The 24,813-nt window shown below is 67.1% G+C and carries 22 protein-coding genes and 2 tRNA genes; 23 read left to right on the plus strand and 1 reads right to left on the minus strand.

What is annotated here, in order from left to right; genetic code table 11:
- The first annotated feature begins 61 nt into the window (after nucleotides 1-61).
- A complete protein-coding gene (locus tag MUU77_RS06990) occupies nucleotides 62-1,000 on the plus strand; it encodes a 2-oxoglutarate and iron-dependent oxygenase domain-containing protein (RefSeq protein WP_245093183.1) in 939 nt (312 codons plus the stop codon).
- 251 nt (nucleotides 1,001-1,251) lie between these two features.
- On the opposite strand, the gene MUU77_RS06995 is transcribed toward MUU77_RS06990, so the two are convergent.
- Nucleotides 1,252-2,061, minus strand: coding sequence for an SDR family NAD(P)-dependent oxidoreductase (locus tag MUU77_RS06995; protein WP_245093190.1), 810 nt, complete (start codon nucleotides 2,059-2,061; stop codon nucleotides 1,252-1,254).
- 108 nt (nucleotides 2,062-2,169) lie between these two features.
- On the opposite strand from MUU77_RS06995, the gene tpiA reads away from it, so the two are divergent.
- From tpiA to rbfA, 22 genes are all read left to right on the plus strand, one after another.
- Complete coding sequence (gene tpiA / locus MUU77_RS07000) at nucleotides 2,170-2,928, plus strand: triose-phosphate isomerase (RefSeq protein WP_245093192.1); 759 nt, start codon at nucleotides 2,170-2,172, stop codon at nucleotides 2,926-2,928.
- 59 nt (nucleotides 2,929-2,987) lie between these two features.
- Nucleotides 2,988-3,434 (plus strand): preprotein translocase subunit SecG, encoded by a 447-nt coding sequence (gene secG / locus MUU77_RS07005; RefSeq protein ID WP_245093194.1) that lies wholly within the window; start codon nucleotides 2,988-2,990, stop codon nucleotides 3,432-3,434.
- 47 nt (nucleotides 3,435-3,481) lie between these two features.
- Nucleotides 3,482-3,566 (plus strand) — tRNA-Leu (locus MUU77_RS07010).
- 306 nt (nucleotides 3,567-3,872) lie between these two features.
- Complete coding sequence (locus tag MUU77_RS07015; protein ID WP_162108536.1) at nucleotides 3,873-4,229, plus strand: NADH-quinone oxidoreductase subunit A; 357 nt, start codon at nucleotides 3,873-3,875, stop codon at nucleotides 4,227-4,229.
- Nucleotides 4,220-4,774: an NADH-quinone oxidoreductase subunit B gene (locus tag MUU77_RS07020; protein WP_162108535.1), complete on the plus strand. Its 555-nt coding sequence runs from the start codon at nucleotides 4,220-4,222 to the stop codon at nucleotides 4,772-4,774. Before MUU77_RS07015 ends, MUU77_RS07020 begins: the two co-directional genes overlap by 10 nt.
- A 41-nt stretch (nucleotides 4,775-4,815) precedes the next feature.
- On the plus strand, nucleotides 4,816-5,556 hold the full coding sequence (locus tag MUU77_RS07025) for an NADH-quinone oxidoreductase subunit C (RefSeq protein ID WP_245093196.1): 741 nt from the start codon (nucleotides 4,816-4,818) through the stop codon (nucleotides 5,554-5,556).
- Entirely contained in the window at nucleotides 5,553-6,857 is a 1,305-nt protein-coding gene (locus tag MUU77_RS07030; protein ID WP_245093199.1) for an NADH-quinone oxidoreductase subunit D, read from the plus strand. The genes MUU77_RS07025 and MUU77_RS07030 overlap by 4 nt, the downstream gene beginning before the upstream one ends.
- Nucleotides 6,854-7,381, plus strand: coding sequence for an NADH-quinone oxidoreductase subunit NuoE (nuoE, locus tag MUU77_RS07035; RefSeq protein WP_245093200.1), 528 nt, complete (start codon nucleotides 6,854-6,856; stop codon nucleotides 7,379-7,381). The genes MUU77_RS07030 and nuoE overlap by 4 nt, the downstream gene beginning before the upstream one ends.
- A 4-nt stretch (nucleotides 7,382-7,385) precedes the next feature.
- Complete coding sequence (nuoF, locus tag MUU77_RS07040; RefSeq protein ID WP_245093201.1) at nucleotides 7,386-8,765, plus strand: NADH-quinone oxidoreductase subunit NuoF; 1,380 nt, start codon at nucleotides 7,386-7,388, stop codon at nucleotides 8,763-8,765.
- Nucleotides 8,762-10,996, plus strand: coding sequence for an NADH-quinone oxidoreductase subunit NuoG (nuoG, locus tag MUU77_RS07045; RefSeq protein ID WP_245093202.1), 2,235 nt, complete (start codon nucleotides 8,762-8,764; stop codon nucleotides 10,994-10,996). Before nuoF ends, nuoG begins: the two co-directional genes overlap by 4 nt.
- Nucleotides 10,993-12,084 (plus strand): NADH-quinone oxidoreductase subunit NuoH, encoded by a 1,092-nt coding sequence (gene nuoH / locus MUU77_RS07050; protein WP_245093203.1) that lies wholly within the window; start codon nucleotides 10,993-10,995, stop codon nucleotides 12,082-12,084. Before nuoG ends, nuoH begins: the two co-directional genes overlap by 4 nt.
- A gap of 3 nt (nucleotides 12,085-12,087) precedes the next feature.
- Nucleotides 12,088-12,576, plus strand: coding sequence for an NADH-quinone oxidoreductase subunit NuoI (nuoI, locus tag MUU77_RS07055; protein ID WP_162108528.1), 489 nt, complete (start codon nucleotides 12,088-12,090; stop codon nucleotides 12,574-12,576).
- Nucleotides 12,577-12,586: 10 nt separating this feature from the next.
- On the plus strand, nucleotides 12,587-13,240 hold the full coding sequence (locus tag MUU77_RS07060) for an NADH-quinone oxidoreductase subunit J (protein ID WP_245093204.1): 654 nt from the start codon (nucleotides 12,587-12,589) through the stop codon (nucleotides 13,238-13,240).
- Entirely contained in the window at nucleotides 13,237-13,542 is a 306-nt protein-coding gene (gene nuoK, locus MUU77_RS07065) for an NADH-quinone oxidoreductase subunit NuoK (protein ID WP_056881218.1), read from the plus strand. Before MUU77_RS07060 ends, nuoK begins: the two co-directional genes overlap by 4 nt.
- A gap of 16 nt (nucleotides 13,543-13,558) precedes the next feature.
- The gene (nuoL, locus tag MUU77_RS07070; RefSeq protein ID WP_245093205.1) at nucleotides 13,559-15,784 is read left to right on the plus strand and encodes an NADH-quinone oxidoreductase subunit L; all 2,226 of its coding nucleotides are present in this window, start codon (nucleotides 13,559-13,561) and stop codon (nucleotides 15,782-15,784) included.
- A gap of 61 nt (nucleotides 15,785-15,845) precedes the next feature.
- Nucleotides 15,846-17,357, plus strand: a complete 1,512-nt coding sequence (locus MUU77_RS07075; RefSeq protein WP_245093206.1) for an NADH-quinone oxidoreductase subunit M — start codon at nucleotides 15,846-15,848, stop codon at nucleotides 17,355-17,357.
- 9 nt (nucleotides 17,358-17,366) lie between these two features.
- Entirely contained in the window at nucleotides 17,367-18,830 is a 1,464-nt protein-coding gene (gene nuoN / locus MUU77_RS07080) for an NADH-quinone oxidoreductase subunit NuoN (RefSeq protein WP_245093207.1), read from the plus strand.
- A 124-nt stretch (nucleotides 18,831-18,954) separates the two neighbouring features.
- Nucleotides 18,955-19,031 (plus strand) — tRNA-Met (locus tag MUU77_RS07085).
- A 172-nt stretch (nucleotides 19,032-19,203) separates the two neighbouring features.
- The gene (gene rimP / locus MUU77_RS07090; protein ID WP_245093208.1) at nucleotides 19,204-19,821 is read left to right on the plus strand and encodes a ribosome maturation factor RimP; all 618 of its coding nucleotides are present in this window, start codon (nucleotides 19,204-19,206) and stop codon (nucleotides 19,819-19,821) included.
- A 3-nt stretch (nucleotides 19,822-19,824) separates the two neighbouring features.
- Nucleotides 19,825-21,336: a transcription termination factor NusA gene (nusA, locus tag MUU77_RS07095; protein ID WP_245093209.1), complete on the plus strand. Its 1,512-nt coding sequence runs from the start codon at nucleotides 19,825-19,827 to the stop codon at nucleotides 21,334-21,336.
- Between the two features lie 142 nt (nucleotides 21,337-21,478).
- Complete coding sequence (infB, locus tag MUU77_RS07100) at nucleotides 21,479-24,124, plus strand: translation initiation factor IF-2 (RefSeq protein ID WP_245093210.1); 2,646 nt, start codon at nucleotides 21,479-21,481, stop codon at nucleotides 24,122-24,124.
- 119 nt (nucleotides 24,125-24,243) lie between these two features.
- Nucleotides 24,244-24,624, plus strand: a complete 381-nt coding sequence (rbfA, locus tag MUU77_RS07105) for a 30S ribosome-binding factor RbfA (RefSeq protein WP_245093211.1) — start codon at nucleotides 24,244-24,246, stop codon at nucleotides 24,622-24,624.
- Nucleotides 24,625-24,813: the final 189 nt, after the last annotated feature.

The following is a 24,813-nucleotide window of genomic DNA, read 5'->3' on the forward strand; positions in this document are numbered from 1 at the left end:
ACTTCCGGCGCGGCGATGGTCCCATGGCCTCCCGCGCCTTTTCCCTGTTGGAGCAGATTGCATGAGTGCCCGAATCCCCACCCTGGACATCACCCGTTTCGATACCGACCGGGATGCATTCGTCGCCGAGCTCGGTGCGGCCTATCGCGAATGGGGCTTCGCCGGCATCCGCAACCACGGCATTCCGCAGGCGCGCATCGATGCCGCGTACGACGTGTTCAAGCGCTTCTTCGCCCTGCCGGAGGAAGTGAAGAAGCAGTACCACGTGCCCGGTGGCGGCGGCGCGCGCGGCTACACGCCGTTCGGCGTGGAGACCGCGAAGGACTCCAAGCATTTCGACCTGAAGGAGTTCTGGCACATCGGCCGCGAGATTCCCGACGATTCGAAATACCGCGACGTCATGCCGCCAAACCTGTGGCCGGCGGAAGTTCCGGGTTTCAGGGAACACGGCTACGGCCTGTACCAGGCGCTGGACCAGCTGGGTTCGCGCGTGCTGTCGGCGCTGGCCCTGCACATCGGCCTGCCGGAGGATTACTTCGCCGACAAGACCGACTCGGGCAACTCGATCCTGCGCCCGATCCATTACCCGCCGATCACCGCCGACGACATCCCCAACGTGCGCGCCGGTGCGCACGAGGACATCAACCTGATCACGCTGCTGGTAGGGGCCAGCGCGGCCGGGCTGGAAGTGCGCTCCAAGCAGGGCGAGTGGGTACCGTTCACCTCCGATGCCGACACCATCGTGGTCAACATCGGCGACATGCTGCAGCGCCTGACCAACCACGTGTACCCGTCCACCACGCATCGCGTGACCAATCCGCCGGGCGAACAGGCGCGCCAGCCGCGTTACTCGGTACCGTTCTTCCTGCACCCGAACCCGGACTTCCTGATCGACGTGCTGCCGTCCACGGTCACGGCCGACAATCCGAAGCGCTATCCGGAGGCGATCACCGCGCAGGGGTACCTGGAAGAGCGCCTGCGCGAGATCAAGCTGAAGTAGCTGAAGCGCCGTGATGGGTGATTCGGGAGGCGTGATGGGCAACCGCCAGAGCAGCAGCGAAGCGGTCAAGCGTGGCGCTCTGCTCCGACGGATCACCCGTCACGAATCACCCGTCGCGAATCACTAATCACGAATCACGAATCACTAATCACTAATCACGAATCACGAATCACTAATCACTAATCACGAATCACTAATCACGAATCACGAATCACGAATCACGGGTTCGCGGGTTCGCGGCGCGTGCGCTCCTAAAGGGGGCGTACGCGCCGCGAACCTCTGGCCATCAGGCCCATCGCCACGCGGTGCGGCAGCAGCTTCACGATGGCGTGCATCAACCGGTAGCGCCAGCCGGGAATCACCAGGATGTCGCCGCGCTCGTTGCCTTCGATGCCGGCGCGCGCCACCTCCGTCGCCTGCAGCCACATCGTCGGCGATACCCGCATGCGCGACCGGGTGCCGGTGACGTCATGGAATTCGGAATAGGTGAAGCCCGGGCACAGCGCGGTCACGTGGACCCCGTGGTCGGCGTTCTCCAGTGCCAGCGCCTCGCTGAACTTCAGCAGGAAGCTCTTGGCCGGTGCGTACAGGGTCTGCCCGTCGGCGGCCGGCATCAGCGCGGCGAACGAGGCCACGTTGAGGATACGCCCGCGACCGTCGGCGCGGATCGACGGCAGTAGCCGCCAGGTCAGTTCGCAGATGGCGGTCGTCATCACCTGCAGGAAGGCCGCATGGTCGGCCCAGTCGCTGCTGCGGTAGCGTCCCGGCATGCCGTAGCCGGCGTTGTTGACCAGGATGCGGACCCTCACCCCGCGCCGGTCCAGTTCCTCCACCAGTGCGGCCGGTGCGGCGGGATGGGCCAGGTCGGCGGCCACCACCTCCACCGCCACCTGCACCCGCAGTTCCTCCGCCAGGGCCTGCAACCGGTCCGCGCGCCGGGCGGTCAGCACCAGCGGCACGCCCCGGCGCGCATACTCGCGTGCGATCCGCTCGCCGATACCGCTGGAAGCGCCGGTCACCAGGGCGTAGCCGGGAAGCGGGGCAGGGGAGGCAGACGGCATGCGGGAGGCCTGTGCGGACATGGAAGCGGGAAAGATAGCGCGGCCGGTAGGTGCCCCGCCCAACATCGGCTAGACTGCGCGGCCCCGAACTGGACAGGAATTGGTCTTATGCGTCGCAAGCTCGTGGCCGGCAACTGGAAGCTCCATGGCACCCGTCAGTTCGCCACGGCACTGATGGACGAACTGGTCGCGGGCCTGCCGCTGGAGGGCGTGGACCTGCTGGTCCTGCCGCCGCTGCCCTATCTGGGCGAACTGATCCAGGACTACGGCGACCGTGGCGTGGCTTTCGGCGCGCAGGACGTCAGCAGCAACGAGAAGGGCGCCTATACCGGCGAAGTCTCGGCGTCCATGCTGGTCGACGTGGGCGCGCGCTATGGCCTGGTGGGCCATTCCGAGCGCCGGCAGTACCACAACGAGAGCAGCGAATTCGTGGCCCGCAAGTTCGTCGCGGCCAAGCACGCGGGCCTGATCCCGGTGCTCTGCGTGGGCGAGACCGAACAGCAGCGGCGGGACGGGCAGACCGAGTTCCGCATCCTCAAGCAACTGGAAGCCGTGTTCGACCTGGCCGGCCCGCGGGCCTTCGATCGTGCCGTCATCGCCTACGAGCCGGTCTGGGCCATCGGCACCGGGCTGACCGCCACCCCGGCCCAGGCGCAGGCCGTGCATGCCTTCATCCGTGGCGAAGTGGCCGCGCGCGATGCTAGAATCGCCGATTCGTTGCCCCTCCTGTACGGGGGCAGCGTCAAGCCCGACAACGCCGCGGAACTGTTCTCGCAGCCCGATGTCGATGGAGGGCTGGTGGGCGGTGCTTCGCTGGTCGCCCGGGATTTCCTGGCCATCGCGCGAGCGGCGGCCGGCCGGGGCTGACCCCGGCAAGACCGGCTCCCCAGGGGCCCGACGACTCAACCGGTTGAGACTGATTCCAAATGTGGATGCTGATCCTGAATGTGGTGTACGTGCTGGTGGCCATCGCCATCATCGCGCTGGTGCTGATGCAGCGCGGCTCCGGTGCCCAGGCGGGCTCCGGCTTCGGCGCGGGCGCCTCCGGCACGGTGTTCGGCGCGCGCGGCGCGTCCAATTTCCTCTCCAAGAGCACCAAGTGGCTGGCCATCGCGTTCTTCGGCATCAGCCTGTTCATGGCCTGGTATGCCACGCACAGCGCGCGTCCGGCCGCACAGCAGAACCTGGGCGTGATGTCGCAGCTGCCTGCCGCGCCCCAGGCGCCGGTGGGTGAACTGCCCAAGCCGTCCACCGTGCCCAGCACGCCGATCCAGCCGACGCCCGCCGCGCCGGCCGGCGCTGCCCCCGCTGCGCCGCAGCAGGCCGCGCCCGCGGGCGAACAGGCTCCGGTGACGCCACCGCAGGGCGGCTGAGCCCGGATACAATGGCGGGGCGCGAAGAGCGCCACGCAGGTTTCAATGCCCAGGTGGCGGAATTGGTAGACGCACTACCTTGAGGTGGTAGCGACGAAAGTCGTAGGGGTTCGAGTCCCCTCTTGGGCACCATCACCGGCGCGTCCGCGGCAACGCGGTCGCGCCACGAAAAACCCGCCTTGAGGCGGGTTTTTTCTTTCGTCCGCGCGCGGCGAAAGCGCGGGTAATCGTTTACTACCTAGTTCACCAACCGTTACAATCCCGCCGATTCATCGGATGCCCGGTACGTGTTGCGGAAGGGCGTCCGCGGAAGCTGGGCCGGGCGGTTTCGCCGCGGGCCGGTCGCGGCACGCGACGCGGCCAGGCGGGCGATCGAACCCCATGCATGCCGGACCGCGCCCCCGCGCGTCGGCGGATAGGACAAGAAGAGACAAGCGAGTGCTGGCCAACTACCTGCCCACCCTGTTGTTCCTGATCGTCGCCACCGGCATCGGCATCGCGCTGATGGTGGCCGGACGCTTCCTGGGCCCGCGTCGCCCCGACGCGCAGAAGCTGTCCCCGTACGAATGCGGCTTCGAGGCCTTCGAGGACGCGCGCATGAAGTTCGACGTGCGCTACTACCTGATCGCCATCCAGTTCATCGTGTTCGATCTGGAAATCATCTTCATTGTTCCGTGGACGCTGGTGTTCCAGGAGCTGGGCCCGCGTGCGCTGGTCACGATGGGCCTGTTCGTGGGCATGCTGTTCCTCGGCTTCGTTTACGTTTGGAAGAAGGGAGCGCTCGAATGGGAGTGATCCAGACCGTCGACCGTCTGATGAACAACCCGATCCCGGAAGGGCGGGTGGACGACATCCTGCGCCCCGAAGGCGACAACCCGCTGCTGGAAAAGGGCTACGTGACCACCAGCGTCGATGCGCTGATGAACTGGGCGCGCACCGGTTCGATGTGGCCGATGACGTTCGGCCTGGCCTGCTGCGCGGTGGAGATGATGCACGCCGGCACCTCGCGCCTGGACCTGGACCGTTACGGCGTGGTGTTCCGCCCGTCGCCGCGCCAGTCGGACGTGATGATCGTGGCCGGCACGCTGGTCAACAAGATGGCCCCGGCGCTGCGCAAGGTCTACGACCAGATGCCCGACCCCAAGTGGGTCATCTCGATGGGCAGCTGCGCCAACGGCGGCGGCTACTACCACTACTCGTACTCCGTCGTGCGCGGTTGCGACCGCGTGGTGCCGGTGGACGTGTACGTGCCCGGTTGCCCGCCCACCGCCGAGGCGCTGGTGTACGGCATCCTGCAGTTGCAGAAGAAGATCTGGCGCACGCAGACCATCGCGCGCTGATCCGTCTCCCCCCGATCCCTTTCCAGAGCACGCCACGCCCCATGGCTGAGCAAGCTGCAAACTTCACCGACCGGTTGCGCGCGCGCTTCGCCGACGCGACGGTCAGCGTCGCCGAGCCGCGCGGCGAAATCACCCTTGAAGTGCCGTCCGCGTCCTGGCACGCCGTGGCGCTGGCCCTGCGCGACGAGTTCGGCTTCGAGCAGGCCGTCGACATCAGCGGCGTGGACTACCTGGGCTACGGCAGCGCCGAGTGGGATACCGCCGACGTGTCGTCCGAGGGCTTCAGCCGTGGCGTCGAGGGCTTCGGTCCGGGCCGCTTCAACTGGGAGCAGCGTCCGCGCGACGCCGCCCGCCCCAACCGCTTCGCCGTGGTGCTGCACCTGCTGTCGTACCAGCACAACCGCCGCGTGCGCGTGCGCTGCTTCGCGCCCGACGACGGGCTGCCGGTCGTCGCCTCGCTGTGCGACGTGTGGCCGGGCCTGAACTGGTTCGAGCGCGAGGCTTTCGATCTGTACGGCATCATCTTCGAGGGCCACCCGGACCTGCGCCGCATCCTCACCGACTACGGTTTCGTCGGCCATCCGTTCCGCAAGGACTTCCCGCTGATCGGCAACGTGGAAGTCCGCTACGACGAAGAGAAGAAGCGCGTGGTGTACGAGCCGGTCACCTCGGTCGAGCCGCGCGTCGGCGTGCCGCGCGTGATCCGCGACGATGCGCGCTACCAGACCGCTGCCGGCGAACTCGCCGCTTCACAGACGGCAGCGCGTGAGGGCAAGGCATGAGCAATCCGCAATCCGGCACCGCGTTCGCCAGCAATCCTGCCGAAGCCAAGCAGGAAATCCGCAACTACACGCTGAACTTCGGCCCGCAGCATCCGGCCGCGCACGGCGTGCTGCGCCTGATCCTGGAGATGGACGGCGAAACCATCGTCCGTGCCGACCCGCACGTGGGCCTGCTGCACCGGGGTACCGAGAAGCTGGCCGAGTCCAAGCCGTTCAACCAGTCGATCGGCTACATGGATCGCCTGGACTACGTGTCCATGATGTGCAACGAGCACGCCTACGTGCGCGCCATCGAGACCCTGCTGGGTATCGAGGCGCCGGAGCGGGCGCAGTACATCCGCACCATGTACGACGAGATCACGCGCATCCTGAACCACCTGATGTGGGTCGGTTCCAACGCGCTCGACCTCGGCGCCATGGCGGTCATGCTGTACGCCTTCCGCGAGCGCGAGGAGCTGATGGACTGCTACGAGGCGGTCAGCGGCGCGCGCATGCATGCGACCTACTACCGTCCGGGCGGCGTCTACCGCGACCTGCCGGACCGCATGCCGAAGTACAAGGAATCGCCCTGGCGCAAGGGCAAGGCGCTCAAGCAGTTCAACCAGGCGCGCGAAGGCTCGCTGCTGGACTTCCTGGAAGACTTCACCAACGAGTTCCCCAAGCGCGTCGACGAATACGAGACCCTGCTGACCGACAACCGCATCTGGAAGCAGCGCACCGTCGGCATCGGCGTGGTCGCGCCGGAGCAGGCGCGGGCGTTGGGCATGACCGGCGCGATGCTGCGCGGTTCCGGCATTGCCTGGGACCTGCGCAAGAAGCAGCCCTACGCGAAGTACGACGCGGTGGATTTCGACATTCCGGTCGGCGTGAACGGCGACTGCTACGACCGCTACCTGGTGCGCGTGGCCGAGATGCGCCAGTCCAACCGCATCATCAAACAGTGCGTGCAGTGGCTGAAGGCCAACCCCGGCCCGGTCATGGTGCAGAACTTCAAGGTCGCCCCTCCCAAGCGCGAGGAGATGAAGGACGACATGGAAGCGCTGATCCACCACTTCAAGCTCTTCAGCGAAGGCTACTGCGTGCCGGCCGGCGAGACCTACGCCGCGGTCGAGGCGCCGAAGGGCGAGTTCGGCTGCTACCTGGTCTCCGACGGCGCCAACAAGCCCTTCCGCGTGAAACTGCGCGCGCCGGGCTTCGCGCACCTGTCCTCGATGGACGAGATCGTGCGCGGCCACATGCTCCCCGACGTCGTCGCGATGATCGGTACTTATGACCTTGTCTTTGGTGAGGTGGACCGATGAGGGCCACGGGTAATTTCGAAGCGGCGCAGAACGTCGATCCGCTGGTGGCGCTGAGCGCCGAAACGCGCGCGCACATCGACCATTGGCTGACCAAGTTCCCGCCGGACCGCAAGCGGTCGGCGGTGCTGCAGGGCCTGCATGCGGCCCAGGAGCAGAACAACGGCTGGCTGACCGACGAACTGATCGCCGCGGTCGCCAAGTACCTGGACCTGCCGCCGGTTTGGGCCTACGAGGTCGCCAGCTTCTACTCGATGTTCGAGACCGAGAAGGTCGGCCGCAACAACGTGGCCTTCTGCACCAACATCAGCTGCTGGCTCAACGGCGCCCAGGACCTGGTTGCGCACGCGGAGAAGAAGCTGGGTTGCAAGCTGGGCGAATCCACGGCCGACGGCCGCGTGTACCTGAAGCGCGAAGAAGAGTGCGTGGCCGCGTGCTGCGGCGCGCCGGTGGTCGTGATCAACGGCCACTACCACGAGAAGCTCACCCCGGCGAAGGTCGACGAGCTGCTGGACGGGCTGGAGTAAGCACATGGCAGGCCATTCCCCAGATTCGAACAAGCATGGTTCAGAAGGCTACGGCCCGGTCGGCCCGGCTCCCAAGGAGCACCAGGCCGTCTACACCACGCTGCATTTCGACAAGCCCTGGTCGTACGAGAACTACCTGAAGACCGGCGGCTACGCCGCGCTGCGCAGGATCATCGAAGAGAAGATCCCGCCGGCCGACGTCGTCGAGATGGTCAAGCAGTCCGGCCTGCGCGGCCGCGGCGGCGCGGGCTTCCCGACCGGCCTGAAGTGGAGCTTCATGCCCAAGGGCGACATGCAGAAGTACATCCTTTGCAACTCGGACGAATCCGAGCCGGGCACCGCCAAGGACCGCGACATCCTGCGCTACAACCCGCATGCGGTGATCGAGGGCATGGCCATCGCCTGCTACGCCACCGGTTCGACCGTGGGCTACAACTACCTGCGCGGCGAGTTCCACCACGAGCCGTTCGAGCACCTGGAAGAAGCCACCGCCGAGGCCTACAAGCACGGCTGGCTTGGCAAGAACATCCTCGGTTCGGGCGTGGACATCGACCTGTACAACGCCCTCGGCGCGGGCGCCTACATCTGCGGCGAAGAAACCGCGCTGATGGAGTCGCTGGAAGGCAAGAAGGGCCAGCCGCGCTTCAAGCCGCCTTTCCCGGCCAATTTCGGCCTGTACGGCAAGCCGACCACCATCAACAACACCGAGACCTATGCGTCGGTGCCCGCCATCGTGCGCAACGGCGCCGAGTGGTTCATGAACCTGGGCAAGCCGAACAACGGCGGCTGCAAGATCTTCTCGGTGTCCGGCCACGTCGCGCGTCCGGGCAACCACGAGATCCGCCTGGGCACGCCGTTCGCCGAGCTGCTGGAGCTGTGCGGCGGCATGCGCGAGGGCCGCAGGCTCAAGGCCGTCATTCCGGGCGGTTCCTCCATGCCGGTGCTGCCGGGCGAGGTGATGATGGGCCTGACGATGGACTACGACGCCATCCAGAAGGCCGGTTCGGGCCTGGGTTCGGGCGCCGTCATCGTGATGGACGACACCACCTGCATGGTGCGTGCCTGCCAGCGCATCGCGCGCTTCTACTACAAGGAAAGCTGCGGCCAGTGCACGCCGTGCCGCGAAGGCACCGGCTGGATGTACCGCATGCTGACCCGCATCGCCGAACAGAAGGCGACCCTGGACGACCTGCACATGCTCAAGGCCGCCGCCGGCCAGATCGAAGGCCACACCATCTGCGCCTTCGGCGAGGCCGCCGCATGGCCGGTGCAGGGCTTCCTGCGCCATTTCTGGAACGAATTCGAATACGCGATCGTCAACAAGCGCTTCCTGGTCGACGACCAGCGCGCCGGCACGGTCATTGAGAGCAAGGTGGCCGCATGAGTGCGCAGCCCGTCAACCCGAACCTGCCGCCGGACCACGTCACCGTCTTCATCGACGGCGTGGAGCTGGCCGCACCGAAGGGTTCGATGATCATCCAGGCCGCCGACAAGGCGGGCATTCCCATCCCGCGCTTCTGCTACCACGAGAAGCTGCCGATCGCGGCCAATTGCCGCATGTGCCTGGTGGAGGTGGAGAAGATGCCCAAGCCGGCGCCGGCCTGCGCCACGCCGGTGATGGATGGCATGAAGATCGCCACGCGCAGCGACAAGGCGCTGAAGTCGCAGCGCAACGTGATGGAATTCCTGCTGATCAACCATCCGCTGGACTGCCCGATCTGCGACCAGGGCGGCGAGTGCGAATTGCAGGACCTGTCGCTGGGCTATGGCCGTTCGGTCAGCCGCTTCCAGGAACGCAAGCGCGTGGTGCCGGACGAGGACATCGGTCCGCTGGTCGCCACCGAGATGACCCGCTGCATCCAGTGCACGCGTTGCGTGCGCTTCACCGCGGACATCGCCGGCACCTACGAACTGGGCGGCATGTACCGCGGCGAGAACCTGCAGATCGGCACCTACGACGGCAAGCCGCTGACCACGGAACTTTCCGGCAACGTCATCGACGTCTGCCCGGTGGGCGCGCTGACCAACAAGGTGTTCCAGTTCCGCGCCCGGCCGTGGGAACTGATCGCGCGCGAATCCGTCGGCTTCCACGATGCGATGGGCTCCAACCTGTTCCACCACGCGCGTCGCGGCCAGGTGCTGCGTACCGTGCCGCGCGAGAACGAAGCGGTCAACGAGTGCTGGCTGTCCGACCGCGACCGTTACTCGCACCAGGGCCTGTATGCCGAGGACCGCGCGGTGAAGCCGCTGCAGAAGGTCAACGGCGAGTGGCGCGAAGTGTCCTGGTCAGAAGGCCTGTCCGCCGCAGCCGAGATCCTGCGCGCGCAACGTGGCGACAGCCTCGGCGTGCTGGTGCATCCGGCCGTGTCGAACGAGGAGGGCGGCCTGCTGGCGAAGCTGGCCGAAGGCCTGGGCACCGGCAACCTGGACCATCGCATCAGCAATCGCGATTTCTCCGACGGCGCCGTCGCCGAACCGTTCGCGCTGCCGCTGGCGGAGATCGAGCAGGCCGATGTCATCGTCCTGTTCGGCACCCACATCCGCCATGAACTGCCGCTGCTGCACCAGCGCATCCGCAAGGCCGTCCGCAAGGGCGCCAGGGTGCACGTGGTCAACCCGGTGGATTTCGATTTTGCCTTCAGCGTGGCCGGCAAGCGCATCGTCGCGCCGTCGCAGCTGGCCGGCGCCCTCAACGACGCCGCGTTGCGCGATGTCGCCAAGGCCGCCAATCGCGCGGTCGTGATCGTCGGCGGGATTGCCGAGAACCATCCGCAGGCCGCTGCGTTGCGTGCCGCCGCGGGCGACTTCGCCGCCGCGACGGGCGCCTCGCTGTGCCGCATCCCGCAGGGTGCCAATGCCGTGGGCCTGGCGCGCCATGGCGTGCTGCCGAGCGCGCGCGACGTGGCCGGCATGTTCGCCCAGCCGCGCAGCGCCTATGTCATCTACGGCATCGAGCCGGGGCTGGATTTCGCCGACACGCCGGCCGCCACGAAGGCGTTGGCATCGGCGAAGGTGGTGGCCTTCAGCCATTTCGCGTGCACCTCCACGCGCGATGTCGCCGACGTGATCCTGCCGATCGGCGCGTTGCCCGAGATCGAGGCCACGCTGACCAACCTGGACGGGCGTGAACAACGCACGCAGGCCTCCGGCAAGCTGCCGGGTGAGGCACGCGAGGGCTGGAAGGTGCTGCGCGCCCTGGGTGGCGAACTGCAGCTGGCCGGCTTCGAGTTCACCGATGCGGCCGGGATGCGCGACGCGATCGGCCACACGAAGCCCGTCGCCATCGCGAAATCCGCCGCACCTGCAGCGGATGCCCAGGGCCTGGAACTGGCCGTCAGCGCGGCGATCTACCGCACCGACGGTACCGTCCGTCGTGCCGAGGCGCTGCAGGCGCATCCCCTGAATGTCGGTGCCCGCATCGTGCTGAATCCGGCCGATGCGCAGGCCGCCGGCGTGGCCGATGGGCAGGTCGCCAAGGTGGGCAACGGTCTTGGCACCGCGGCACTGCCGGTGGTGGTGGACGCCCGCGTCGCCGCGGGCGCGGCCTGGATCGAAAGCGGCTACGGCGCCACCGCGCCGCTGGGCGCCGGACGCGTGACGGTGGTGAGCGCATGAACGAACTCCTGATCAACGCCGTCGGCCCGCTGCGCGAGTGGTTCTTCGGCCTGGGCGACATCGGCATGGTGCTGTGGATCGTGCTGAAGATCCTGGTGATCGCCATGCCGGTGATCATCTCGGTCGCGTTCTACGTGGTGTGGGAGCGCAAGCTGATCGGCTGGATGCACGTGCGCCACGGGCCGATGTACGTGGGCATGGGCATCTTCCAGGCCTTCGCCGACGTCTTCAAACTGCTGTTCAAGGAAATCATCCAGCCCAGCAGCGCGCAGAAGGCGATGTACGTGATCGCGCCGCTGATCGTGCTGGCGCCGGCGTTCGCCGCGTGGGCGGTGGTGCCGTTCGACTACCGGCTGGTGCTGTCCAACGCCAACGCCGGCCTGCTGTACCTGCTGGCGATGACCTCGCTGGGCGTGTACGGCATCATCATCGCCGGCTGGGCGTCGAACTCGAAGTACGCGTTCCTGGGCGCCATGCGCTCGGCGGCGCAGGTGGTCAGCTACGAGATCGCGATGGGTTTCGCGCTGGTGGGCGTGCTGATCGCCGCCGGCAGCCTGAACCTGACCGACATCGTGATGGCGCAGGCCGGCAACGCCGGTTTCTTCGAATGGTTCTGGCTGCCGCTGTTCCCGCTGTTCATCGTGTACTGGGTGTCCGGCGTCGCCGAGACCAACCGCTCGCCGTTCGACGTGGTGGAAGGCGAATCGGAGATCGTGGCCGGCCACATGGTGGAGTACTCGGGCGCGGCGTTCGCGCTGTTCTTCCTGGCCGAATACGCCAACATGATCCTGGTCAGCTTCCTGGTGTCGCTGTTCTTCCTGGGCGGCTGGCTCAGCCCGCTGCAGGGCTGGATCACCGCCGACGTGTCGCCCTGGATCGACTGGATCTGGACCGGCGGCTGGCCGTGGCTGCTGCTGAAGGTGCTGTTCTTCGCCAGCGCCTACATCTGGTTCCGCGCCAGCTTCCCGCGCTACCGCTACGACCAGATCATGCGCCTGGGCTGGAAGGTGTTCATCCCGCTCACGATCTTCTGGATCGCGGTGACGGCGTTGCTGGTGTTCTTCGGCGTGTTCGAGAAGGGTGTGTAAGACATGAGCAAGGTTGTGCACTACTTCAAGAGCCTGATGCTGCTGGAGCTGCTCCAGGGCCTGTGGCTGACGCTGAAGTACACCTTCAAGCCGAAGTACACGCTGATGTACCCGATGGAGAAGTTCCCGCAGTCGCCGCGTTTCCGCGGCCTGCACGCGCTGCGCCGCTATCCGAACGGCGAGGAGCGCTGCATCGCCTGCAAGCTGTGCGAGGCCGTGTGCCCCGCGCTGGCGATCACCATCGACTCGGCCCCGCGCGAGGACGGCACCCGCCGCACCACCCGCTACGACATCGACCTGTTCAAGTGCATCTACTGCGGCTTCTGCGAGGAAAGCTGCCCGGTGGACTCGATCGTGGAAACGCACGTGCTGGAGTACCACTTCGACAAGCGCGGGCAGAACATCGTCACCAAGCCGCAGCTGCTGGCGATCGGCGACCGGCTGGAAGCCGAGATCGCCGAGCGCCGCGCCGCCGACGCCGCCTTCCGTTGAGGTCCGAAGCATGGATTGGGTCCTGATCAGTTTCTACGCCTTCGCCACCGTCGCGGTCGTCGCCGCCGGCGCGGTGATCAGCGTGCGCAACCCGGTGCATGCCGTGCTGTGCCTCATCCTGACGTTCTTCTCGGTGGCCTGCACCTGGCTGCTGGTGGGGGCCGAGTTCCTGGGCGTGGCCCTGATCCTCGTCTACGTGGGCGCGGTGATGGTGCTGTTCCTGTTCGTGGTGATGATGCTCGACATCGACATCGTGAAGATCCGCGAGGGCTGGGTGAAGTTCCTCCCGATCGGCCTGCTGGTGGCGGTGGTGATGCTGGGGCAGATGCTGGTGCTGATCGGCATCAAGGCGCGCACGGCCACGCCGTTCCCGGACAATGCCGCCTCGGCCGCCGCGGAGGTGTCCAACACCGCCTGGCTGGCGCGCACGCTGTTCACCGAGTTCCTGCTGCCGTTCGAGTTCGCCGCCGTCATCCTGACCGTCGCCGTCGTGGCCGCGGTGATGCTGACGCTGCGCAAGCGCACCGGCACCAAGGCGCAGGACCCGGCCGAGCAGTCGCGCGTGAAGGCCAGCGACCGCATCCGCATGGTGTCCATGCCGGCCGAGAAGCCGGTGCGTGACGTGCCGGCCGCTGCGCCGGCGGAAGGGGAGGGCAAGGCATGATTTCCGTAGGCCATCTGCTGGCGCTCGGCGCGGTGCTTTTCTGCATCAGCCTGGCCGGCATCTTCCTGAACCGGAAGAACGTCATCGTCCTGCTGATGTCGATCGAGCTGATGCTGCTGTCGGTCAACATCAACTTTGTCGCTTTCTCGCGCGAGCTGGGCGACGCCGCCGGACAGATCTTCGTGTTCTTCATCCTCACCGTGGCCGCGGCCGAGGCCGCCATCGGCCTGGCGATCCTGGTCACCCTGTTCCGCACGCGGCGCACGATCAACGTGGCCGAAGTCGACACGCTCAAAGGCTGATGCACCGATGACCGGTATGGAAGTCCTCCTCTCCAAGAACGTGCTGCTGGCCATCGTGCTGGCGCCGCTGCTGGGCTCGATCATCGCCGGCCTGTTCGGCCGCCTGGTCGGCCGCGCGGGCGCGCATACGGCCACCATCCTGGGCGTGGCGGTCAGCTGCGCGCTGTCCTGCTGGGTGCTGTACCAGCTGGTGGCGCAGGGCGCTTCGCCGTTCAACGAGAACCTGTACACGTTCTTCGAGGTCGGCAACTACAGCGGCCACGTCGGCTTCATGATCGACAAGCTGACGGCCATGATGATGGTCGTGGTGACCTTCGTGTCGCTGCTGGTGCACCTGTACACGATCGGCTACATGGCCGAAGACCCGGGCTACCAGCGCTTCTTCAGCTACATCTCGCTGTTCACCTTCAGCATGCTGATGCTGGTGATGAGCAACAACTTCCTGCAGCTGTTCTTCGGCTGGGAGGCGGTCGGCCTGGTGTCCTATCTGCTGATCGGCTTCTGGTTCAAGCGCCCCACGGCGATCTTCGCCAACATGAAGGCCTTCCTGGTCAACCGCGTGGGCGACTTCGGCTTCCTGTTGGGCATCGGCTGCGTGCTGCTGATGTTCGGCACGCTGGACTACGCCACCGTGTTCGCCAACGCCACGCTGCTGGCGGGCAAGGCCGTGCCTGTATGGAGCGGGGCCGTGTCCATGTTCGGCCAGACCTGGCAGGTGCTGGACCAGCCGGTGATCTGGTCGATGGCCACGCTGACCTGCATCTGCCTGTTCATCGGTGCCATGGGCAAGTCGGCCCAGGTGCCGCTGCACGTGTGGCTGCCGGACTCGATGGAAGGCCCCACGCCGATCTCCGCGCTGATCCACGCCGCGACCATGGTGACGGCCGGCATCTTCATGGTGGCGCGCATGTCGCCGTTGTTCGAGCTGTCGCAGACGGCCCTGGACTTCGTGCTGTTCATCGGCGCCACCACCGCGCTGTTCACCGGCCTGATCGGCATCGTGCAGAACGACATCAAGCGCGTGGTGGCGTACTCCACGCTGTCGCAGCTGGGCTACATGACGGTGGCGCTGGGCGTGTCGGCGTACTCGGCGGCCGTGTTCCACCTGATGACGCACGCCTTCTTCAAGGCGCTGCTGTTCCTGGCGGCCGGCTCGGTCATCATCGGCATGCACCACGAGCAGGACATGCGGAAGATGGGTGGCCTGCGCAAGTACATGCCCATCACCTGGATCACCAGCCTGATCGGCACGCTGGCGCTGGTGGGCACGCCGTTCTTCTCCGGCTTCTACTCGAAGGACACCATCATCGAGGCCGCCAAGCACCACCAGCACGTGGCGCACGAGGTGGGCGAGAAGGTGGCCCAGATGGGCGTGATGGCCGCACAGGGGTACCACGGGCCGAGCGAGTGGATCGCCACCTACGGTTACTGGGCGGTGCTGCTGGGCGTGTTCGTCACCAGCTTCTACAGCTTCCGCCTGCTGTACCTGACGTTCCATGGCAAGGAGCGCTTCCGCGATGCGCATGACGGCCATGCCCATGGACATGACGCGCACGACGATCATGCGCACGACGATCACGGCCATGGCCACCACGGCGCGCACGAGCCGCACGAATCCCCGTGGGTGGTGACGGTGCCGCTGGTGCTGCTGGCGATCCCCTCCATCTTCGTCGGCTTCTTCACCATCGGTCCCATGTTGTTCGGCACGGACTGGAGCGGGCACCACGAGGCCACGCCGTTCTTCCTGGGCGCCATCGATTTCCTGCGCCTGGATCCGACCACGGCCATCTCGGCGCGCGACACCGTGATGTCGTTGAAGGAAGAGTTCTGGCACGGGCCGGTCGGCTACGCGACCCACGGCATGCAGATGCCGCCGTTCTGGCTGGCGCTGGGCGGCTTCCTGTTGGCTACCTTCCTGTACCTGTTCAAGCCGGAGCTGCCGGGCAAGATCCGCAACAGCACGGTCGGCGCCTTCCTGACCAACATCCTGGACAAGAAGTACTGGGCCGACCACCTGTGGATCAACGGCTTCGCCGGCGGTGGCGTCAGGCTGGGCAAGGTGTCGCGCGCGATCGACAGCCACGTGATCGACGGCGTTGCGGTCAACGGCACGGCCAAGCTGGTCGACCTGGGCGCGCAACTGCTGCGCAAGTCCCAGTCCGGCTACCTGTACCACTACGCGTTCGCGATGATCGTCGGCCTGATCCTGCTGCTGGGCGCGGTCATCAAGTTTTGGCAGTAACGACCTGACGTGACCGCACCCCGCGGGACGTCCTGGCGAAGAACTCAACGGATACCACAACGTGTCGAACTGGCCCCTGCTTAGTGTTCTGATCTGGCTGCCCATCCTGGGTGGCGCGCTGGTGCTCGCGCTGGGCAATGCCCGCGCCGGCGCGGCCCGCTGGCTGGGCTTCGCCGTGGCGGTGCTGACCTTCGTCTTCAGCCTGGGGCTGCTGAGCGGTTTCGACTATGCGAACCCGGGCCTGCAGTTCGTCGAGAGCCGCGCCTGGATCCCGAGCTTCGACATCCACTACAACCTGGGCGCCGACGGCATCGCCGTCGCCCTGCTGCTGCTCAACACGCTGATCACGGTGCTGACGCTGGCCGGCGCATGGGGGGCGGTGAACAAGCGCGTGGCCCAGTACGTGGCCGCGTTCCTGATCCTGGAAGGCCTGACCAACGGCATCTTCGCGGCCAGCGATGCGGTGCTGTTCTACGTGTTCTTCGAGGCGATGCTGATCCCGATGTTCCTGATCATCGGCGTCTGGGGCGGCCCGCGCCGCATCTATGCGTCGCTGAAGTTCTTCCTGTACACGTTCCTGGGCTCGGTGCTGATGCTGGTGGGCCTGGTGTACCTGTACATCAAGGGCGGCAGCTTCCAGCTGGCCGACCTGTACGCGATGCCGCTGACCGCGAAGGAACAGACGTGGCTGTTCTTCGCCTTCCTGATCGCGTTCGCGGTGAAGATCCCGATGTTCCCGGTGCATACCTGGCTGCCGGATGCGCACGTGGAAGCCCCGACCGCAGGTTCGGTGATCCTGGCGGCGATCGCGCTGAAGATCGGCGGCTACGGCCTGCTGCGCTTCAGCCTGCCGATCGTGCCGGACGCCGGCCACGAGTGGGCCATGTTCGTCATCGTGCTGTCGCTGATCGCGGTGGTGTACGTGGGCCTGGTGGCGCTGGTGCAGGACGACATGAAGAAGCTGATCGCCTATTCGTCGGTCTCGCACATGGGCTTCGTCACACTGGGCATCTTCATCGCCTTCAGCCTGGTGCGCGACTACGGCAACCTGGACGGCGCGCGCCTGGGCCTGCAGGGCGCGATGGTGCAGATGATCAGCCACGGCTTCATCTCCGGCGCCATGTTCACCTGCGTCGGCGTGCTGTACGACCGCATGCATACCCGCATGATCAAGGACTACGGTGGCGTGATCAACACGATGCCGTGGTTCGGCGCGTTCTTCATCCTGTTCGGCATGGCCAACTCCGGCCTGCCGGGCACCAGCGGGTTCGTCGGCGAGTTCATGGTGATCCTGGCCAGCTTCCAGCAGCATCCGCTGATCGCGTTCTTCGCCGCCACCACGCTGGTGATCGGTGCGGCCTACACGCTGTGGCTGGTGAAGCGGGTCATCCTGGGCGAGGTGGCCAATGCGCATGTCGCCGAACTGAAGGATGTCTCCCTGCGCGAGGCGCTGGTGCTGGGTGGCTTCGCCGCCTGCGTGCTGGCGCTCGGCGTGTATCCCAAGCCGCTGACGGACCTGATGGAACCGTCGATCGCGCAACTGGCGATGCAGCTCGCCAACAGCAAGCTGTAAGGAAGAACCATGACGACGCCGATGCCCATCTCCGCCGCCGACCTGCAGCCGCTGCTGCCCGAGCTGACCCTGATCGCAGGCGCGTTCGCCCTGCTGATGCTCGACCTGTTCCTGGACAACGCCCGCCGCTTCATCACCCATGCGCTGGCGCTGGCCGTCATGGTCGCGGTGGTCTGGATGCTGGCCACGGGCGTGGGCGGGCAGGGCGCCGTGTTCAGCGGCATGTTCGTGCGCGACACCCTGGCCGACGTCAGCAAGGTGGTGATCGTCGCGGTCAGCGCGCTGTCGCTGGTCTATGGCTGGCCCTACCTGCGCGAGCGCAACCTGTATCCGGGCGAGGCGCCGGTGCTGGTGATGTTCGCCACCGCCGGCATGATGATGATGGTGTCCGCCGGCAGCCTGGTCATGGTCTACCTGGGCCTGGAGCTGTTGGCGCTGTGCTCGTACGCCCTGGTCGCGCTGAACCGCGACGACGGGCTGGCCACCGAGGCCGCGATGAAGTACATCGTGCTGGGCTCGCTGGCCTCGGGCCTGCTGCTGTACGGCATGTCGCTGGTGTACGGCGCGACCGGCTCGCTGCACCTGCCGGCGATCTTCGAGGCCACCGGGGCCGCACTGGGCGGTGGCGGCGACCAGCGCCTGCTGCTGCTCACCGGCGTGGTGTTCATGGTGGCGGGCGTGGCGTTCAAGCTGGGCGCGGCGCCGTTCCACATGTGGCTGCCGGACGTCTACCAGGGCGCCCCGACGCCGGTGACGCTGTTCATCAGTGCGGCACCGAAGCTGGCCGCCTTCGGCATGGCGTTCCGCCTGCTGCAGGATGGCGTGGGCCCGGCCGCGGCGCAGTGGCAGTGGCTGCTGGCCGGGCTGGCCGTCGCATCGCTGGTGATCGGCAACGTCATCGCGATCGCCCAGACCAACCTCAAGCGCATGCTGGCGTATTCCACGGTGTCGCATGTGGGCTTCCTGCTGGTCGGCTTTGCCGGCGGTGGCGAAGTCGGCTACTCCGCCGCGCTGTTCTACGCCATCAGCTACGCCATCATGTCGGCGGCGGCGTTCGGCGCGATCATCGTGCTGTCGCGCCAGGGCTTCGAGGCCGACCGGATCGACGACTTCAAGGGCCTGAACGCGCGCAACCCGTGGCAGGCCGGTCTGGTGCTGTGCGTGATGGCCTCGCTGGCCGGCGTGCCGCCGTTCCTCGGGTTCTGGGCCAAGCTGGTGGTGCTGGGTGCGGCCGTCAACGGCGGTTTCCTGTGGCTGGCCATCGTCGGCGTGCTGTGCGCGGTGATCGGTGCGTTCTACTACCTGCGCGTGATCAAGGTGATGTACTTCGACGAGCCTGTCGGCGAAGTCCCGCCCGCGCGCAAGGACCGCGTGGTGCCGCTGGTGTTCGGCGTCAACGCGCTGGCACTGCTGGCGCTGGGCATCGCCTGGAACCCGATCATGGCGTGGTGCAGGCTGGCGTTCGCCGGCTGATCCCGTCACCCGGGGAACCGCAGGTCCGCCAAGGGCCGGCAACGCGCGATGAACGCGATTCCCCACGCCGATCGCCTGCAAGGCTTGCAATAGATCGGCGCATTCATCATAATCTCGCCTCTGCTGCGGGGTGGAGCAGTCTGGCAGCTCGTCGGGCTCATAACCCGAAGGTCGCAGGTTCAAATCCTGCCCCCGCTACCATGTTTGTCCGAGGCCGCCTTCATCAGGCGGCCGACGAAAAACCTGGGCACGCAACGACGCATGTTCCCGTCGTTGCACCGACATCCAGCGTATCGGACAAGGGGCCCATCGGGCCCCTTGTCCGTTTCAGCGACCCGTATACCGCACCATCCCCGACAACGGCATCCAATCCGTGAGCGAGAAGGCCAACGACATCGCCAACCTGCTGGCACCGACCGTCCAGTCCCTGGGCGTGGAGCTGCTCGGCATCGAATACCTGCCGGCGCCCGGCGGCGCCACCCTGCGCCTGTACATCGACGTGCAGGAAGCCGAGCGCGCCACGCGCCACGTCAACATCGAGGACTGTGAGGCGGTCAGCCGCGAGGTGTCCGCGCAGTTGGACGTGGAAGATCCCATTTCCGGCAACTACACGCTGGAAGTGTCCTCGCCCGGCGTGGACAGGCCGCTGTTCCGGCTGGAGCATTACGCCCGCTTCGTCGGCGAGTCGGCCAAAGTGGTGATGAAGCTGCCGCAGGACGGCCGCCGCCGCCTGCAGGGCACCATCGCCCGCATCGAAGGCGACCGCGTCGTGTTCGTCGTGGACGGTGCCGAACTGCCGGTGGCGTTCGATAATATCGACAAGGCGCGCCTGGTCCCCGACTGGGCGGCGCTGGGCCTGGCGCCCGAGAAACCCGGATCCGGTGCCGGCCGCAAGGCCGGTGCCAAGGCTGGCGGCGCCAAGCGCGCCCCGGCCGGCAAAGCCAAGAAGAAACCCAACCAACCGGCGGCCCGCAAGCCGCGCGCGGAGTGATCAATGAGTAAGGAATTGTTGCTGGTCGTGGATGCGGTGGCCAACGAGAAGGGCGTGCCGCGCGAAGTCATCTTCGAGGCCATCGAGGCCGCGTTGGCCTCCGCCGCCAAGAAGCGCTATCTGGACCAGGACGTGCAGGTGCGCGTGGCCATCGATCCGAAGGACGGCAGTTACGAGACGTTCCGCCGCTGGGAAGTGGTGGCCGACGACGTGGTGATGGAATCGCCCGATCGCCAGATCCGCCTGATGGACGCCGAGGACGAGGCCGAAGGCGCCGAGGTGGGCGACTGGATCGAAGAGAAGATCGAGAATCCGGATTTCGGCCGCATCGCCGCCCAGGCCGCCAAGCAGGTCATCGTGCAGCGCGTCCGCGAGGCCGAGCGCGCCCAGGTGGTCGATGCGTGGAAGGACCGGGTGGGCGAGCTGGTCACCGGCGTGGTCAAGCGCGCCGAGCGCGGCAACATCTACGTGGACCTGGGCGGCAACGCCGAGGCCTTCATCCCGAAGGACAAGGGCATCCCGCGCGACGTGCTGCGTGCCGGCGACCGCGTGCGCGGTTACCTGTACGACGTGCGCTACGAACCGCGCGGCCCGCAGCTGTTCATCAGCCGCGCCGCCCCGGAATTCATGATCGAGCTGTTCAAGCTGGAAGTGCCGGAAGTGGGCCAGGGCCTGGTCGAGATCAAGGCCTGCGCGCGCGATCCGGGCGACCGCGCCAAGATCGCCGTGCTGGCGCACGACACCCGCACCGATCCCATCGGCGCCTGCATCGGCATGCGCGGCTCGCGCGTGCAGGCCGTGAGCAACGAGCTCAACGGCGAGCGCGTGGACATCGTGCTGTGGAACGACAATCCGGCCACCTTCGTCATCAACGCGATGGCGCCTGCCGAAGTGCAGTCCATCATCGTCGATGAGGAAAAGCACTCGATGGACCTGGCCGTGGCGGAAGACCGCCTGGCGCAGGCGATCGGCAAGGGCGGCCAGAACGTCCGCCTGGCCAGCCGCCTGACCGGCTGGCAGCTCAACGTCATGACCGCCGACCAGGTGCAGGCCAAGAGCGAGGCCGAACAGGCCGTCGCCCGCCAGCTGTTCATGGACAAGCTGGAAGTGGACGAGGAGATCGCCGCCATCCTGGTCGCCGAGGGTTTCAGCACGGTCGAGGAAATCGCCTACGTGCCGGTCGGCGAACTGCTGGCCGTGGAGGGCTTCGACGAGGACATCGTGGAGGAACTCCGTTCGCGCGCCCGCGATGCCCTGCTCAACGAGGCGCTGGCCGAGGAAGAAGGCCTGGAGGAGAACCATCCGGCCGAGGACCTGCTGGCGCTGGAAGGCATGGACGAGGAGACCGCGTTCGCGCTGGCCGCGCAGGGCGTGCGCACCAGCGAGGACCTGTCCGACCTGGCGGCCGACGAAGTGGTCGAGTTCGGTATCGAGGGCCTGGACGAGGCGCGCGCCGCCGCGCTGATCCTGGCCGCTCGCGCCGAGGAGATCGCCCGTCTGGAGCGCGGCGCATGAGCGCCGCCCGGGCCCGCCCGGGACGCGGCGCATGAGCCACCCATGAACACCGCCCTGGCACCCGCAGGGCTTAGAATCCCCCCTCTCGAAAAGGGTTGCCCCTCCACCGCCAGGGGGGCGCAACAAGAAACCTAGGATCCGAATGTCGCAGCAAACCACCATCCGCAAGCTCGCTGAACTGGTCAACACGCCGGTCGAGAAACTCCTGGAGCAGCTGGCCGAGGCCGGCATGAGCTTCAGCGGTCCCGACCAGGTCGTGACCAGCATGGAAAAAGTGAAGCTGCTCGGCTTCCTCAAGCGCTCGCACGGCAAGAGCGATGCCGCGACGGATGAGGCTGCGCCCAAGAAGATCACCCTGAACCGCCGCAAGGTGCAGGAAGTGACGGTCGCCGCCGGCCGCACCAAGACCACGGTGAACGTGGAGGTGCGCCAGAAGCGCACCTATGTGAAGCCGACCGATGCCGAGTCCGTGGCCACCCACTGGCAGAGCGAAGCCGACCCCGAGCGCGCGGAGATCCTGCGCAAGCTCGAGGAGTCCCGCCAGCGCAATCTCGAGGAACAGCAGCGCCTGGCCCAGGAAGACGCCAAGCGCGCCGAGGAACTGGAGCGCCGCCGACAGGAAGAGGCCAAGGCCCGGGCCGAGGCCGAAGCCGCGCGTGCCCAGGCCGAGGCCGAGGCCGCCGCCCTGGCTGCCGGCGCCACCGCCGTGGATGGGGACCAGACGCCCCGGCCGGCCCGAGCCGCCACCCCGGGGCACCATGTGCCCAAGCAGGTGGTGCGCAAGGAGCCGCCGCGTGCCGACGACCGCAACGCGGCCGCCGCCAAGCACAAGACCCGCGGCTCGCACGTGATGGTGGCCGGCGTCGAGGACGACGACAGCACCAGCCGTTTCGCCGGCCAGCTGCACCTCTCGGCCGCCGACCGCGCACGCCGCGGCGCCTCGCGCGGCAAGCCCAAGGCCCCCCGCCGTCACGAGCAGAGCCGTGGCGGTGGCGGTGCGCACGGGTTCGAACGCCCGACCGCGCCGGTCGTGCGCGAAGTCGCCATCGGCGAGACCATCACCGTGGCCGACCTGGCGCAGAAGCTCGCGCTGAAGGGCGGCGACGTGGTGAAGGCGCTGTTCAAGATGGGCGTGATGGCCACCATCACCCAGACCATCGACCACGACACCGCCGTCCTGGTGACCGAGGAACTCGGCCACAAGGCGACCCGCGCCGATGCCAACGACGTGGAAAGCGAACTGCTGGCGCATGCCGAGGAGCAGCAGGGCGAGAAGGTCGCGCGTCCGCCGGTGGTCACCATCATGGGCCACGTCGACCACGGCAAGACCTCGCTGCTGGACTACATCCGCCGCACCAAGATCGCCAGCGGCGAAGCCGGCGGCATCACCCAGCACATCGGCGCCTACCACGTGGAAACCCCGAAGGGCGTCATCAGCTTCCTGGATACCCCGGGCCACGCCGCGTTCACCGCGATGCGCGCCCGCGGCGCCAAGCTGACCGACATCGTGGTGCTGGTGGTGGCCGCCGACGACGGCGTCATGCCGCAGACCCGCGAAGCCATCCAGCACGCGAAGGCGGCCAAGGTGCCGCTGATCGTGGCGGTCAACAAGATCGACAAGTCCGACGCCGACCCGCTGCGCGTGAAGAACGAACTGCTGGCCGAGGAAGTGGTCGCCGAAGAGTTCGGCGGCGACACCCAGATGGTCGAGATTTCGGCCAAGACCGGCCAGGGCGTGGACAACCTGCTCGATGCCATCTCCATCCAGGCCGAACTGCTGGAACTGAGGGCCGTGGAAGAGGGCCGCGCCAGCGGCGTGGTCATCGAGTCCTCGCTGGACAAGGGCCGTGGCCCGGTGGCGACGGTGCTGGTGCAGCAGGGCACCCTGAAGAAGGGCGATTACCTGGTGTGCGGCATCCAGTACGGCCGCGTGCGCGCGCTGTTCGACGAGACCGGCGGACAGCCGCCGTCGGCCGGTCCCTCCATCCCCGTGCAGGTGCTCGGCCTGTCCGGCGTGCCGGAGGCCGGCGACGACTTCGTGGTGGTCGAGGACGAGCGCCTGGCCAAGGACGTGGCGCAGCAGCGCGACGCCAAGCGCCGCGAGTCGCGCCTGGTCCAGTCCGCCGGCAGCCGCATGGAAGACATCATGGCGCAGCTGGGCAAGGGCGAAGGCCAGCTCAGCCTCAACCTGATCATCAAGGCCGACGTGCAGGGCTCGGTGGAGGCGCTGCGTCATTCGCTGACCGCGCTGTCCAACGAATCGATCCGCATCAACATCATCAGCTCGGGCGTGGGCGGCATCACCGAGTCCGACGCCAACTCGGCGGTCACCTCCAAGGCCACCGTCATCGGCTTCAACGTGCGTGCCGACGCCTCCGCGCGTCGCATCATCGAAGCCAACGGCGTGGACCTGCGCTACTTCTCCATCATCTACGACGTGATCGACCAGGTGAAGCAGGTGGCGTCCGGCCTGCTGGGCGTGGAGATCCGCGAGGAGATCATCGGCATCGCCGAGGTGCGCGACGTGTTCCGCAGCTCCAAGTTCGGCGCGGTCGCCGGCTGCATGGTGGTGGAGGGCGTGGTCAAGCGGAACAAGCCGATCCGCGTGCTGCGCGCCAGCACCGTGGTCTTCGAGGGCGAACTGGAATCGCTGCGCCGCTTCAAGGAGAACGTCGACGAGGTGCGCAACGGCACCGAGTGCGGCATCGGCGTGAAGGCCTACAACGACGTCCAGCCGGGCGACCAGATCGAGTGCTTCGAGCGCATCGAAGTGCAGCGCACCCTGTAAGGCGAGGAGTGAGTGGAGAGGAGTGAGGAACGAGCGAAAGCTATCCGACGATGCTTCACTCACTGCCAACACTGTTGCCTTCCCTCACTTCTCACTCCTCTTCGCTCACTTCTCACCCCATGCCTACCAAGTCGTTCCACCGCACCGACCGCGTCTCCGCCCAGCTCCGCCGTGAGTTGGGCACGCTGGTGCACGAGGCCGTGCGCGAGCACGGCCTGCCGTCGGTCAGCGTGTCCGACGTGGAAGTCACCCGCGACATGGCGCATGCCAAGGTATTCGTCACCGCGCTCATGCCCGAGCGCTCGGCCGAGGCGGTGAAGGGCCTGAAGGAACTGGCCTGGGGCCTGCGCATGGAGCTGGCGCGCCGCGTGAAGATGCGGCACGTGCCGGAGCTGCACTTCCACTACGACGATTCCGTCGACCGCGGCGAACGCATCGAGACGCTGCTGCGCGACAATCCGCCGGCTGCCGGATCCGACGACGAACCGCGGGATCCGTAAGCGGGGCGGCGCCTGGCCTGCGCACGGTCGGGCCCGCCGCCGTTCCGTTGCGCCGGACGGTCCACGCGCCGGCGTCGTGCCCGGCCCGCGAGCGGCGGTTGTAGGAGCGCGCCATGCGCGCGATGCTCCTGCGCCGCCCATATGTGCGAAGAGCATCCCGGGCATGGCCCGCTCCTACAGTAAGGAATG

The organism is Pseudoxanthomonas sp. F37, from assembly GCF_022965755.1.
Lineage (GTDB): Bacteria > Pseudomonadota > Gammaproteobacteria > Xanthomonadales > Xanthomonadaceae > Pseudoxanthomonas_A.

Bases quoted from the DNA above. Each gene is read 5' to 3' on its own strand.
- rbfA (WP_245093211.1), top strand. From the start codon at position 24,244: ATGCCTACCAAGTCGTTCCACCGCACCGACCGCGTCTCCGCCCAGCTC.
- nuoL (WP_245093205.1), top strand. From the start codon at position 13,559: ATGGAAGTCCTCCTCTCCAAGAACGTGCTGCTGGCCATCGTGCTGGCG.
- MUU77_RS07020 (WP_162108535.1), top strand. From the start codon at position 4,220: ATGGGAGTGATCCAGACCGTCGACCGTCTGATGAACAACCCGATCCCG.
- MUU77_RS06990 (WP_245093183.1), top strand. From the start codon at position 62: ATGAGTGCCCGAATCCCCACCCTGGACATCACCCGTTTCGATACCGAC.
- MUU77_RS07025 (WP_245093196.1), top strand. From the start codon at position 4,816: ATGGCTGAGCAAGCTGCAAACTTCACCGACCGGTTGCGCGCGCGCTTC.
- nuoG (WP_245093202.1), top strand. From the start codon at position 8,762: ATGAGTGCGCAGCCCGTCAACCCGAACCTGCCGCCGGACCACGTCACC.
- nuoN (WP_245093207.1), top strand. From the start codon at position 17,367: ATGACGACGCCGATGCCCATCTCCGCCGCCGACCTGCAGCCGCTGCTG.
- nuoI (WP_162108528.1), top strand. From the start codon at position 12,088: ATGAGCAAGGTTGTGCACTACTTCAAGAGCCTGATGCTGCTGGAGCTG.
- nusA (WP_245093209.1), top strand. From the start codon at position 19,825: ATGAGTAAGGAATTGTTGCTGGTCGTGGATGCGGTGGCCAACGAGAAG.
- nuoK (WP_056881218.1), top strand. From the start codon at position 13,237: ATGATTTCCGTAGGCCATCTGCTGGCGCTCGGCGCGGTGCTTTTCTGC.
- nuoF (WP_245093201.1), top strand. From the start codon at position 7,386: ATGGCAGGCCATTCCCCAGATTCGAACAAGCATGGTTCAGAAGGCTAC.
- nuoH (WP_245093203.1), top strand. From the start codon at position 10,993: ATGAACGAACTCCTGATCAACGCCGTCGGCCCGCTGCGCGAGTGGTTC.
- infB (WP_245093210.1), top strand. From the start codon at position 21,479: ATGTCGCAGCAAACCACCATCCGCAAGCTCGCTGAACTGGTCAACACG.
- MUU77_RS07060 (WP_245093204.1), top strand. From the start codon at position 12,587: ATGGATTGGGTCCTGATCAGTTTCTACGCCTTCGCCACCGTCGCGGTC.
- tpiA (WP_245093192.1), top strand. From the start codon at position 2,170: ATGCGTCGCAAGCTCGTGGCCGGCAACTGGAAGCTCCATGGCACCCGT.
- MUU77_RS06995 (WP_245093190.1), bottom strand. From the start codon at position 2,061: ATGCCGTCTGCCTCCCCTGCCCCGCTTCCCGGCTACGCCCTGGTGACC.
- MUU77_RS07030 (WP_245093199.1), top strand. From the start codon at position 5,553: ATGAGCAATCCGCAATCCGGCACCGCGTTCGCCAGCAATCCTGCCGAA.
- secG (WP_245093194.1), top strand. From the start codon at position 2,988: ATGTGGATGCTGATCCTGAATGTGGTGTACGTGCTGGTGGCCATCGCC.
- nuoE (WP_245093200.1), top strand. From the start codon at position 6,854: ATGAGGGCCACGGGTAATTTCGAAGCGGCGCAGAACGTCGATCCGCTG.